The 12,365-nt window shown below is 70.4% G+C and carries 8 protein-coding genes and 1 pseudogene; 2 read left to right on the top strand and 7 right to left on the bottom strand.

Annotation, left to right across the window (positions count from 1 at the left end; all coding sequences use genetic code 11):
- Positions 1-140 precede the first annotated feature (140 nt).
- Positions 141-338 (bottom strand): hypothetical protein, encoded by a 198-nt coding sequence (locus tag WMF22_RS35590; protein WP_437294404.1) that lies wholly within the window; start codon positions 336-338, stop codon positions 141-143.
- Positions 339-682: 344 nt separating this feature from the next.
- Here WMF22_RS35590 and WMF22_RS35585 point away from each other — a divergent pair, with 344 nt between their 5' ends.
- On the top strand, positions 683-2,299 hold the full coding sequence (locus tag WMF22_RS35585; RefSeq protein WP_438032636.1) for a hypothetical protein: 1,617 nt from the start codon (positions 683-685) through the stop codon (positions 2,297-2,299).
- Between the two features lie 91 nt (positions 2,300-2,390).
- Here WMF22_RS35585 and WMF22_RS35580 read toward each other — a convergent pair whose 3' ends face one another.
- A complete protein-coding gene (locus WMF22_RS35580) occupies positions 2,391-3,119 on the bottom strand; it encodes an enoyl-CoA hydratase/isomerase family protein (protein ID WP_438032635.1) in 729 nt (242 codons plus the stop codon).
- Positions 3,120-3,766: 647 nt separating this feature from the next.
- Between WMF22_RS35580 and WMF22_RS35575 the strand changes: the two genes are divergently transcribed.
- Complete coding sequence (locus WMF22_RS35575) at positions 3,767-5,494, top strand: leucine-rich repeat domain-containing protein (protein ID WP_438032634.1); 1,728 nt, start codon at positions 3,767-3,769, stop codon at positions 5,492-5,494.
- Between the two features lie 97 nt (positions 5,495-5,591).
- Here WMF22_RS35575 and WMF22_RS35570 read toward each other — a convergent pair whose 3' ends face one another.
- The 5 genes and pseudogenes from WMF22_RS35570 to WMF22_RS35550 all read right to left on the bottom strand — a co-directional run bounded on the left by WMF22_RS35570 (position 5,592) and on the right by WMF22_RS35550 (position 12,012).
- Positions 5,592-10,526, bottom strand: a complete 4,935-nt coding sequence (locus WMF22_RS35570) for an AAA family ATPase (protein ID WP_437294400.1) — start codon at positions 10,524-10,526, stop codon at positions 5,592-5,594.
- A gap of 450 nt (positions 10,527-10,976) precedes the next feature.
- Entirely contained in the window at positions 10,977-11,147 is a 171-nt protein-coding gene (locus WMF22_RS35565) for a hypothetical protein (RefSeq protein WP_437294399.1), read from the bottom strand.
- A complete protein-coding gene (locus WMF22_RS35560; protein WP_437301652.1) occupies positions 11,135-11,326 on the bottom strand; it encodes a WD40 repeat domain-containing protein in 192 nt (63 codons plus the stop codon). The genes WMF22_RS35565 and WMF22_RS35560 overlap by 13 nt, the downstream gene beginning before the upstream one ends.
- A 33-nt stretch (positions 11,327-11,359) precedes the next feature.
- Positions 11,360-11,533 (bottom strand): annotated as a pseudogene (locus WMF22_RS35555) (hypothetical protein); the annotation flags it as partial.
- Positions 11,534-11,715: 182 nt separating this feature from the next.
- Positions 11,716-12,012: a hypothetical protein gene (locus WMF22_RS35550; RefSeq protein ID WP_438032633.1), complete on the bottom strand. Its 297-nt coding sequence runs from the start codon at positions 12,010-12,012 to the stop codon at positions 11,716-11,718.
- Positions 12,013-12,365: the final 353 nt, after the last annotated feature.

Here is a 12,365-nt window from a genome sequence, read left to right as displayed (position 1 = left end):
TCGACGGTGTCGGGCTGGACGGGGTGGTCGTCGGGGAGCTGCGGAATCCATGGATGCACCCCCTTCGTCGAGCCCGCGTGCGCGAACGGCAGCTTCGCGACCCGCTGGGAGAGCAATTCGGCTCGCACCAGTTTCCGGATCTACTGTACGCCCGGTCCATCGTCCACGTCGAACCACGGCTGGACGACCGATTGCCCGAGCAACAAGGTCGCGACGGCGGTCCGGTGCATCACGACGAGTGCCGGGCTATACTGCACGCCGGAGGTCCGGTGCAGCACGCCCGGGGGGGATTGGGGTACCGGCTCGCCGTCGCCCCTGAGCCCGACCACGATAGGCACGAATCGATACCAGTGTCCCGACACCCCAATCACGGGGTATGGATACGTGGACCGCATCAACTCCACGGGTGGGGTTTGCGGCACGCTGTGGGGGCCGCTCCCCTGATGCGGCCTCCGGCCGTTCCCGTCGAGCAGGTGCCGGCCGCGTTCACGGCTGACCGGCGCGCCCGCCGGTAAACGCTGCTGGGGCGCAGCGCAACCAGCCCTCGACCTCCGGCAACGACGGCGGGCCTCTCCTGGCCGAGCCGATCCGCCGCTCGACCCGTCTCTTCCCGCTCGATACCGGCGCACGTTCCCGCCGCTCGGTGAGCGCCTCGCCGGCTGATAGGATCGCGGGCCTCACCGTGAACGATCGCCGCGAGAGCTTCCAGGCCATTCCCCACGACGAGATCCAGCGCGCCGAGGACCGGTCGTGGACCGAGCGGCTCCTCGGCTGGCTGGTGCTGCCCGAGCTCCCCGAGGCCGAGCGGGACGAGATCGCGACGACCCTGGCGCGCGTCGAGGACCCCCGCGCGGCGGCGCGGCTCATGCGCATCGTGGAGGCGCGTGAGCTGCCCGAGGCGGCGCGCGAGGCCGCGGGCGCGATCCTGAGGAGCGCCGGGAATCCGCCGAGCGGCGCCTGGCTCAGGGCCGCATGGGCGGAGGGCGACATCGTGCTTCGCCGTCACGCGCTGCTCTTCATGGAGCGCGCCGAGGCGGACCTCGTCGAGCCGGTCGCGCGGGATTTCGCGCACCCGCTTCACAAGGAAGCGATAGAGGCCATCGCGCTCGGCTTCTCGGAGCCGCGCTTCCAGGCGCTGAAGATCGCCGCGCTCGGGCACCCCGACGCGGGTATCCGCAAGGTCGCCGCCGACGCGCTGCTATGGGACGAGCCCGTCGCGGCGGAGGCGCCGCTCCTCCGAGCCGCTGCGGATCCCGCGGTCGACGTCGCCGTCGCTGCGCTGGAGACGCTCCACTATTACCCGAGCCGGCGCTGCCTCGATGCGGTCGCCGCGCTCCGCGGGCACCCTGACGAGCGGGTGCGCGCCGCAGCGGCCGCCTGCGCTTTCGAGATCCGCGAGGGGAGGTTCCGGTGGGCGCTCGACCGCGCCGAGCCGGCCGAGCGGCGGCTTCTCCTCGCGTGGATGGAGCCGGTCCGGCATCTCCTTGGCGTTCTGGGAGACGAAGACGCGTCGGAGGCGGACGATCCCGCCGCGCGCGGCCCCATCTCCTCGCCCGGCGGCGATCAGGGATCGGAGGCAGCTCTCGAGATGGCCGAGCTCCTCGCGCTCTATGCCGATCTCGACGGCTGCTGGGCGGAGAGGAAGCATCGGTTCGCGGACCGCTTCCGAGCAGCGGGAGTCGCGGCGGATCGCGGCGCAGCGGCGGCGTTCCTGGCGGGGCATCCGGATCCCTGGATTCGCGAGCGATCCGCGTCGCTCCTCGCCGCGTGGGACGAGCAGGAGGCCCTCCTCGGGCTCACCCGCGATCCTGCCTTTCACGTCAGGAAGAGCGCGATGTACTGGCTCGGCGAGCTCCCTGCGAACCGGGCGCTCGCGGGGCCCGCCTGGGAGCACCTCGGCGAGCTCGGGACGACAGGCACGCATGCGCTTGAGACCCTGAACACGTACGCGACCCATGCGCTCAAGGAGGAAGCCATCCCCCGGCTCCTCGCGCTGGCGCGCGGCGACGCGCGCGAGCCGGTCCGGTGCGGCGCCGTCGACGCGCTCGCGAAGCTCGGCGCGCATGCCGAGGTCGTGGCGCTCCTCCCCTTGCTCGCCGAGCCGCCGCAGATTACCTGGGCGGTTCACGTCGCGCTCCTCTCCGCGTGCGAGCGCCTCGGTCTCCACCCGGGACTGTGCGACGCGCTCAGCGAGGTCGACAACCTCGATGTTCAGCTCGCGCTCGCGCCCTGGGCGGCGGGGTCATCCGTCGCCGATTGGCCTCGAAGGAGAGCGCTGGACCGTCGAGCCACGAAGTGATTCCACCACAGACTGCGAGGCGGCGGGGCGCTCGGCGACTGGCGCGCTCAGGAGCGCGAGCGACGGCCCTCGTGCGCCGAGCGCTGCGCGTTCATGCCGGCAGAAAGGCCTGCTTCGAGGAGAGGAGCGCGTCCATCAGGGCCTCCCGCTCCGCGGGCGGCTGCGCCGCGACCCGCTCCCACGCGTCCCTGCGGAGGCTCGCCTTGGCGAGGCGGAACGCCGCGGCGGGGCGGCCGCACGCCGTGGCGAGGAAGCGGCGCGCGTCCTCGAGCGGCTCGGAGGAGAGCGCGTCGCCGACGCCCATGTCGAAGAGGCTCGCGGGGGAATGGAGCTCCGCGCCGAAGACGAGCCTCCGGAGCGCGCGGGCGGGAGAGGCGGTCCGGGCGATCTCGAAGGCGACGCGCGGGAAGGCGATGCCCACGGCGAGCTCGGGGAGACCGACCTTGTAGTCGCCGGCGCCCAGGGCGAGGAAGTCAGCGCACATCGCGAGCAGGAGGCCGCCCGCGATCGCATGGCCGTGAACGGCGGCGGCAAGCGGCTTCGGAAAACGGAAAGCGGCGCCGAAGGCGGCGTCGAAGTCGTCGAGGAAGCTTCCGAGCCCCTCTCGATCGAGCGACGCGACCTCGCGGAGATCGAGACCCGCAGACAGGCAGTTGCCTGCGCCGCGGACGAGCACGCCGCGCGCGGCGTCGTCCTCCGCGAGCCGCTGGAAGACGTCGGCCAGCTGGCGGAGCACCGCCTGGTTCATGGCGTTGACCTTCGGTCGGCTCAACGTGACCTCGGCGATGCCGTCTCTGGTGAGCACCTCGACGAATTGCATGGCGAGACGATCGCGCAGAGACGAGCGCGGCGCAAGCTCGCGCGCCCTGGTTTCCGGGCCGCGCCCCGCGGTGATCAGGCTGCGTGTGCGAGATCGCAAGCGACCCCTCCTGCAAACGCGGCGCTCTATCAACAGATGATCCATGCGCCGAACGAACAGCTCTCACGCCACAGCCACCCTGAGCGGACCTCTCAGGTTCCAGACGAGCGAGACGAGCACGACGCGCTCCGCATCTCCTGCAAAATTTCCGTGCTGGAACCGCACAGTTCCAGCACCCGGTCGTCCTTGACGCGGGATCGCGGTGAGCCCAACCTCGCGGCATGCGGAACCCGTGGTGGGTGGGCGTGTTTGCGACGATTGCGCTCGCGTCGGCCTGTGGGGCCCGGGATGCGCTCGACATCGAGGGACCGCAGCCGGAGGAAGGCGAGGTCGGATCGACGGCAGGGGCTGGCGGTGCCGGCGCCACGTCATCGAGCTCGGGCGACCCAGCGAGCGGCGCGAGTGCCAGTTCAGGCGGTCCATCCTCGGGCGCTGGGCCGGGCGTCGGGGGCGCGGGGGTCGGGGGTGCGGGTGCGGGGGGCGCGGGCGCCGGCGGCGCGGGTGCCGGTGGCGCGGGGGGCGCCGAGCCGGGGTGCGACCCGACCCGCGTGGAGAGCGGCACCTGGAATGTCAATCGCCAGGAGGCTCTCGAGAAGCTGCGCGGCGTCACCGTGCTCAATGGCAGGCTCAACATCGGCGGCGAGGTCTCCGATCTGTCCCCGCTCGCGTGTCTGACGCGCATCTCGGGCCACCTCGTGATCAGCGACACCTGGCTGTTGTCGAGCCTCGACGGCCTCGACTCCCTCTCCGTCGTCGGGGCGCAGCTGGAGGTGGCGCGGAACGCGTCGCTGCTCCGCCTCGGCAAGCTTCCGAACCTCCAACAGGTCAAGGGGCTCATCGAGATCCGTGAGAACCCGATCCTCGAGAGCGTCGCCGGCGTCGGGCTGAACGCACATGAAGTGCACGTGATCGACAACAATCAACTCGATGCGTTGTCAGGCTTCGAAAGGTTCGAGGAAGGGGTGCTCTTGATCGAGGGCAATGACAACCTCGTGTCGCTGGACGGGCTGCAGGGCCTCCGCCGGGGGACGCTCCGCCTGGTCGACAACGATGCGCTCCAGTTCTTGCCAGGCGTCGAGAATTTCGAGGAGGGGGAGCTCTGGATCGAGGGCAACGACGGGCTTTGGTCGCTGCGCGGGCTGGTGAGCCTGCGCCACGGGCAGATCAGCGTGATCGACAACGACGCGCTGATCAGCCTCGACGGCCTCGAGGCCGTCGAGGAGCTCGATGTGCTCGACATCTCCGGGAACGACGGGCTCCGCGAGCTGAACAGTGTCTCGCGGCTCTCGACCGTCCAGAACCTCGTGTTGGCGGAGAACCCGCAGCTGACCTCGCTGTACGGCCTCGACCAGCTCCGTCACGCGGGATCCATCTCCATCGCGCGGAACGAGCGTCTCCGGCACCTGGTCGGGCTCGGGGGGCTCGAGACCGTCGACGGTCTCATCATCACCGGCAATTCATCGATGGGCACGCTCACGGGCATGTTCTCGCTCCGTGGTGTCCAGTATGCGGTTATCGAATCGAATCCCGAGCTGGTGATCGCCGACGCTCTCGCGCACCTCGGCTCGGACTCGAGCGAAGTGCAGTCGATTTATTTCACCTCCAACCCCAAGCTCACCGAGATCGATCTCGGCGGCCTGACGCGCCTGCGAGAGCTGGTCATCACCGATTGTGGCTCCCTGGCGGACCTGTCCGACCTCGCCGGCGTGACCGAGCTGTCGGTGCTCTCCCTGGGCCATAACGCCGGACTCATGAGCCTTGCAGGCGTGGAGCAGATCTCGGACCTCTTTCTGCTCGCGATCGCGAACAATCCCCGGCTCACGGATCTCCGGCACCTGAGTGGCCTCCGCAACGTCCGAAACGGGATCGAGATCGCCGCTAACCCCGCGCTCACCAGCCTCGACGGGCTCGGCTCGTTGAGCGAGGGCGACGGCGTGACCGATGTCGTGAGGCTCGAAGGCAACGAATCGCTCGTGGACATCGACGCGCTGCGTGGCCTGGTCCGCGTGAGCCAGCTCGTCATCCAGGACAACGACGCGCTGCTCGGGCTGACCGGACTCGAGGGCCTGGCTGATCTCGATAGCCTCATCGTCGAGGGGAACCGCTCGCTCGCGACGCTCCGCGGCCTGGGCGCCCGAACGGTCAATGGTTGGATCGAGATCATGGGCAACGAGAGCTTGCCGAGCTGCGACGTCGAGGCGTTCGTGGAGCGCCTCGACTGGGTGCCCGACAGCGTGCGCGCGGAGGACAACGGCACCGGGACCTGCTCGCCCTGAGCCCGCGGTGGGCCCGCCGCCGCGCGCGAACGACGCGAGCGCGCGCCGGGCTCGGGCGCGCGCAGCGGCGCTTCGCTGCGGCGCTGGGCCGGCGGGCTCAGCGGGGCGCGAGGCTCCGCATGCAGAGCTTGAGGGCGTCGCGCAGGGTGGCGTGCGTGCCGAGGGAGCGCAGATCGACGTCGAGAGAGGTCATGGTGCGCGCGACCGCGGGGCGGATGCCGGTGACGATCGGCCGGACGCCCAGGAGCTCGACGGCGCGCATGATGCGGACGAGGTGGTCGGCGACCGCCTCGTCGATGGTCTCGACGCCGGTGATGTCGAGGAGGGCGAAGCGCACGTCGCCGCGCGAGACCGCGTCGAGAAGGCTCTGCATCAGCTCGCTGGCGCGCTCGCCGTCCAGGGCGCCGATGAGCGGCACGGCCAGGACGCCATCCCAGACCTGGAGGATAGGGGCGGAGAGGGCGTGGATGACCTCGCGCTGCTGCTCGATGAGGGCGCGCTGCTCCAGCATCCGCTCCTCCTGCTCGCGCTCCCGCGTCGCGTAGAGCGCGCGGAGCTCGGCGTGCGCCGCGCGGAGCTCGGCCGTGCGCGCCTCCACCTTCTCCTCGAGCTGGGCGAAGAGGCGGGCGTTCTCCAGCGAGACCGCGATCTGGGCGGAGAGAAGACGGATGAGCTCGACGCGATCGCGCGTGAACGCAGCGCTGGCAAGCGCGTTCTCCAGGTAGACGATGCCGATGACCCGCCCCTGGTGCGAGATGGGCGAGGCGAGCAGCGATCGCGGCCTGGCGGCCCTGACATAAGGGTCCTGGGCGAAGGACGGATCGCTCGGCGCATCGTCGATGACGACGCTCTCCTCGGTGCGCGCGACATACTGGATCACGCTGGCGGCCAGATCGGAGCGGGAGCCCAGCGGGACCGAGGCCACCCGCTCGATGCGCTCGCCCGCGACATCGCCGGCGGCCTCGATGGTGAGGCCGCCGTCGGTCTTCAGGATCAGGAAGCCGCGGCGCGCGCCCGCGTTCTCGAGCATGATGCGCATCAGCGCCTCGAGCAGCCGCGGCAGGACGATCTCGCCGGAGAGCGCCTGTGAGGCCTTGAGCACGCTCCGCACGTCGAGGTCGTCCCGGGCGACGACCGGGGGAATCGTGCCGGGCGCGGCAGGCATGGCGGGCGCGGCGGGTATGGCGGGCGCGGCGGGCATGGCGGGCGCGACGGGCAGCTCGCGGCGCAGGAGCTCGGGATAGGCGCGCTCGAGGCGGACCATGGCGCTCGCGGCGCCCCAGCGCGCATAGGCGGCGTGGGCCTCCATCATGTAGGCGCGCGCGAGCGTGGCCCGCCCGAGCTCCAGCGTGCAGCGCGCGCAGAGCTCGTTGCCGAGGGCGGTGTCGTGCAGATACCCGCCCTCCTCGGCCGCGCGGATCCCCTCGTCGTAGAGGTCCAGGGCGACGCGAGAGTCGCCGCGCACGCGCGCGAGCTCGGCCGAGAGCAGGAGGTGGCGGTGCCTCAGGTTGTCGGGAGCGTGGCTCGCCCAGAAGGCGACCTTCTCGCCGAAGGCATGGGCCTTGTCGAGGTACCTCTCCCGCGTCTCCGGATCTGCGCTGTCGGCCGCCAGGATCAGGGCGACGCCGCCGTAGAAGTGAAACGCAGGGTTCCCCTGCCAGCCCGCGATGCCCATGATGCGCGGGTTCGCCTCGAACGCAAGCGCCGCCGCCGCCGCGTGGTCGCCCTGGAACAGGCGCAGGAGCAGGCGATAGAAGATGGTGAAGAACAGCGAGGCCTGGTTGTTGACCTGGATCGCGCCGTCGACGAGCTCCTGGATCTGGACCCACTCGCCCGCCAGCTCCGTCGGCCCAGGATCCGGGCTCATGAGGTTCTCGCAGATCTGGCCGACGCAGCAGACCATCCAGGTGATGAAATTCCACCTGTCGAACTTCCTGATGGGCAGCAGCGACCGCGACTCGGCCTCGATCTCGGCGAGGGGGCGGCCGAGGAGGAGGGTCGCCGTGTTCGCGTTGGTCATGCAGTAGAAGGTCCAGACGTACTGTCCTGTCTCCAGGCCGGCATGGATGCCGGAGAACAGGAGCTCTCGTCCCTTCTCGTAGCTCACCCTCCAGTGCATGACGAAGGCGCCCCACATGCAGGCGAGGATCGGATCGTTCCGCTTGTCGTTGTAACGCCGGTGCAGCTCGACAGCGGTCTCGCCGAAGGCGTAGCCGAGCTCGATACGGCCGCTGACGCAGAGCATCTGGCCGAAGAGGACATACGCGAAGACCGAGCTCTGCGAGACGCCGTATTGCACGGTGTCCCGCAGGATCTTCATCACGCAGAACCCGAAGTTGTTGCTCGCGAGGAAGTAGCAGGACGAGATCATCTCCTCCAGCACGCCGTGGAGGACCGCGAGCTCCGGGTCGGCGAGCCGAGGCAGATCGCAGAGCGACTCCATCGGGCGGCCCTCGAGGAACCGGAGGGTCGCGTCGAGGTCGCCGGCGACCGCCTCGTCGGAGGGGAAGGGCGGGAGATCGATCCCGAAGGCGCGCAGGGCCACGAGCCCCTGTTCGAGGGCGGCGTGCAGGTCGGCCTTGAGGATATGCACCCTCACCTTGAGCCCGTGGGCCCGCGTCCTGTCGATGCGGCTCCTCCCGCGCGCGAGGGGCTCGTCCAGCGTGGCGAGGGCGTCGTCGGGCCGGCCGCAGAGCGCCTGAAGGAGGCCCATCTTGGTGGTGAGCGCGAACGTGAGCTCGTACTCGGACTCCCACGGATCGGCGGGGAGCCGCGCGATCCCCTCGGCCAGGTACTTGAGCGCGGCGTCGAAGGCCGAGCTCTCCTCGGCCCGCTCGGCGGCGCGGAGGTTCATCCGCGCGAGATCGAGGCGCGCGCCGGGGTCGCTGAGCAGATCGCCCGCGCGGTTCAGGTGGTTCACGACGTCGAAGAGCCCTCGCGCGTCGGGCCCGAGCGCCTCCTTCAGCAGCGTCCCGATGCGGTGATGGAGCGAAGGCCGCTCCTCGACAGGGATCATCGAGTAGGCGGCCTCCTGGATCTTGTCGTGGACGAAGCGGTGGAGCGCGCCGTCGCTCGTGATGAGCTCCTCCTTGAGCGCCGGCTCGACGCGCGCGTAGAACGCGTCGACGGAGCACGCGCTGACGGTCGCGAGCGTGCCCAGATCGAAGCGGTTGCCGATGGCCGCCGCGAGCTTCAGCGCGTCCTGCGCGGGCGCGGGCAGGCGGCGGATGTTGCTCGCCATGAGGTCGAGCACGTTGTCCGTGTACTCGAGGGCGCCTATCGCCGCGAGGTCCCACGAGAAGCGGCCCGCCTGATCGAACGACATCGCGCCGCTGTCGTGGATCGTCTTGAGGAAACGCTTGATGAAGAACGGGTTTCCCCCGGTCTTCTTCAGCACGAGCGCCGCGAGCTGCCCGACGTCGGAGCGCCCGAGGCTGTCGCCGAGGAGCGCGGTGACGTGCGGGAGCTCGAGCGGGGTGAGCACGATGGGCTCGATCTCGACGCCGCCCTTCCGGAGGTCCTCCACGGCGCGGATGAACGGGTGCGCGGAGCTCACCTCGTTGTCGCGGTAGGCGCCGCAGAAGAAGAAGGCCCCGAGGCCGTCCGCCTCGAGCAGCGCGTTGACGAGGCTCAGGCTCGCGGCGTCGATCCACTGGAGATCGTCGAGGAAGAGGACGATGGGGCGCTTTTGCGACGTGAAGACCGAGACGAAGCGCTGGAAGGTGAGGTTCAGGCGGTTCTGCGCCTCGACCGGGCCCAGCGAGGGCAGGGGCGGCTGCGCGCCGACGAGGTGATCGAGCGCGGGGAGGACCTCGCAGATGACCTGCGCGTTGCTCCCGAGCCCCTCGATCATCGCCGCCCGCCAGCGCGCGATGCGCTCCTCGCTCTCGGAGAGGATCTGCCGGAGCAGCGCGTCGAACGCCTGGAGCACCGGGCCGAGCGGTCTATCGCGGTTGTACTGGTCGTATTTGCCGCTGATGTAATAGCCCTTCTCGCGCGCCAGGGGCTTCAGGATCTCCTGCACGAGCGACGACTTGCCGATCCCCGAGTAGCCCGAGACGAGGACGACCTTGCGCGCGCCGCAGAGGACCGCGTGGAACGCCTCGGTCAGGCGCCGGATGCCCTCCTCGCGGCCATAGAGCTTCTGGTGGATCTGGAGCCCGTACGCGGCGTCGCGCTGGCCGAGATCGAACCGCTCGATGCGCCCCCGCTCGATGCGCCGATGGCACTCGCGGAGATCGGCGACGAGGCCGCTCGCCGACTGATAGCGGTCCTCCGCGTTCTTGGAGAGCAGCTTCATGACCACATCGCCGAGCGTGGCGGGCACATCGGCGCGGTGCGCCGCGGGGTGCTCGGGGACGAGGGCGATGTGGGCGTGGATGAGCTCGAGGGGGTCGCTCGCCTCGAACGGGAGGGCGCCGGTGAGCATCCGGTAGAAGAGAACGCCGAGCGAGTACAGATCCGAGCGGTGATCGACGCCGCGGTTCATGCGGCCGGTCTGCTCGGGCGAGAGGTAGGGGAGCACGTCGGACAGGACGGCTTCGCTGTAGAGCGACTCGCCCTCGTGGGTGATCGCGGCGTCGACTCCGTAGTTGAGGATGCGGGCCTGTCCGCCGCCGGCGACGAGGAAGCTCTTCGGCCTGACGGCGCCGTGCACGATCCCGTGCCCGTGAAGCACGCGAACGGCCTCGGCCATGGAGATGGCGAGATCGAGGCACGCACCGACATCGAGCCTGCCGCGCGCCGCGAGGTAGCTGCCGAGCTCATCGCCGGCGGTGTCCTCGAGGACGAGGACGAGCTCGCCGTCGTGCTCCTCCACGCCGTAGACCTTGACGACGCGCTCGGACTCGATCTGCGCGATGTGCTTGTATTCGTGCTTGACGCGGGCGCGGTCCACGACGCGCGACCCGCCCGAGCCGAGGACCTTGAGCACCACGGGGGCGCCGTCGCTCGCGCGGATGGCGCGGTATCGGGCCGAGTCGCCCCCTGGATCGAAATGGCTGACGGAGTGGTAGCTGGGTAGAGTGAGCATCACCGGGTTCGAAGAGGCGCCGTGCTGGCCGGGAGGTGCTCGGAGGAGACTGCGGCCCTCCCTCTCCGTGATGGCTCCGTGCTGGCCGACGCCGGGGCAGTGGCGGTCGTGCGACGACGTGAGCCGAAGGTGGCTGACGGGTCGGAGCCACGAACGAGCCATACCTGCCTCGGCGTGCACCGGAGCCCGTCGACCCCCCCGAACTCCGGGTCATCGAAAAAATTACCATGGCGTCGTCGAGCCGGGCAAGGGGGACGGAGCGATGGAGGAGGTGCGCGCGAGCTCGCCTGCTCCGGTCACCCTCGTGGGGCAGCGCGCGCAGCGGGCAGCTCGGGGTGGGGCTGAGCCAGCTGACGGCCTGCCGGCAATCCAGGTTCTCCCCACCTTGCAGCGTCTCGGGGAGTGAGGAAGCGGCGGCGCGGAGCCCACGTGACGCGGGCGACCGCCGCTCTAGGGAACGGCGCAGGACGGATCGCCCGCGAGCACCTTGGCGAGCAGACCGCGCACCTCGAAGCGCTCGCGGCACAGGTCGAAGGGGAAGTTGAGATCGCCGGCGCGGCAGACCGGGATGCCGATCGCGGCGTCGGCTTCGGGGCCGAGGAGCTCGATCAGGGAGGCCAAGCCCGGTGTGTGTAGGCGTAGGAAGCGTCGCGGTGCGAGACGGCTCGGAGGAAGAGCAAAGGGGCGCCGGCAGACCAGAATCGAATGAACCCGTCCTCCGAGGAGGAGGCGAGCGCCTTGCCGTGCGGCGAGAACGCGACGGCCGTGACGGCGCCCGTGTGCCCCTCGAGTAAGCTCATCTGCGCGCCTGTCGCGATGGTCCAGAGGCGCACGGTCTGGTCGTCGGAGCTCGAGGCAAGGGTCTTTCCATCGGGCGAGAACGCGAGAGAGGCGACCGTGTCGGTGTGCCGGCGAGCTGCGCCGTCTCTCGAAGGTTCAGGGCCTGATCCCTGATCGACACGAACGTGCCGGTCGCGATGGCGAGCCAGCGCCCATCCCTGCTCCACGCGACCGCCAGGGTGCCGTCCGGAGATCCGATCGGCAGGTACGGGACGACCTTCTTTCCAGCCACCTCCTCCAGCTCCACGAGCGCCCTGTCGAACAATCGCTGTGCCCCCGCCGCATCCCCGGTCTCCTTCGTCACGAGCCCCGCGGACCAAAGCGCTCGCCCGTTCGGCCTGTACAGCGATCAGGCCTCCGGGAATCCCGCCCTCGCCGCCTCATACTCCTTGCTTTCCCACGCCGTCGTTGCCGTGGAGTAGGACTTGCGCATCGCCTCTTTCGCCTTGTCATCGAAGGTCTTGCCCTCCTCCTCGGCGATCGGCCTGCGCGCATGCTGCGCCGCGACCCGCGTCGCCGGCGTCGCGCCCGCGCTTGCGTCGATGGCGTCGGCGACCTTGCGCGTCTCGTCCCCTCTCCGGAGCTCCGCGAGCGCCGTGACCAGGGCCTCCCAGGTCTCGCCCGCGCTGCTCGGCAGCCATCTCACAGGGCGACAGCTCCGGAGGTTGGGGTGGAGCGGAGGCGGACGCGCGCGCGGGCGGCGGCGTGACGACCGCGAAGGCGGCCGGAGCCTGCGGCCGGCTCGCGCTGCCATCACCGGAAGCGCAGGCGCAGAGCGCGGCGGCCGCGAGACACGCCAGGACGGTGGGCGCCAGCGCGCGAGTCGGGCGAACCACGCTGGCCAGCGTAGACCCCCCGGGGCACACGCCGTCGAAAAAGCTGCCAGCGCGGGAGCCCCATGCAAGGGCCGAGCACCCCGCTGTCGACCTGGCCACCCTCCCTCGATGCGATCATCGCGCCGCGCAACCGACCCCAGCAGTTCCGTGAGCCCGTCCCTCC

Source organism: Sorangium sp. So ce204, assembly GCF_051526795.1.
Taxonomy (GTDB): domain Bacteria; phylum Myxococcota_A; class Polyangia; order Polyangiales; family Polyangiaceae; genus Sorangium; species Sorangium cellulosum_B.
This window is presented reverse-complemented; position numbering and strand designations above follow the sequence as displayed.

Bases quoted from the DNA above. Each gene is read 5' to 3' on its own strand.
- WMF22_RS35570 (WP_437294400.1), bottom strand. From the start codon at position 10,526: ATGCTCACTCTACCCAGCTACCACTCCGTCAGCCATTTCGATCCAGGG.
- WMF22_RS35560 (WP_437301652.1), bottom strand. From the start codon at position 11,326: ATGAGCTTACTCGAGGGGCACACGGGCGCCGTCACGGCCGTCGCGTTC.
- WMF22_RS35580 (WP_438032635.1), bottom strand. From the start codon at position 3,119: ATGCAATTCGTCGAGGTGCTCACCAGAGACGGCATCGCCGAGGTCACG.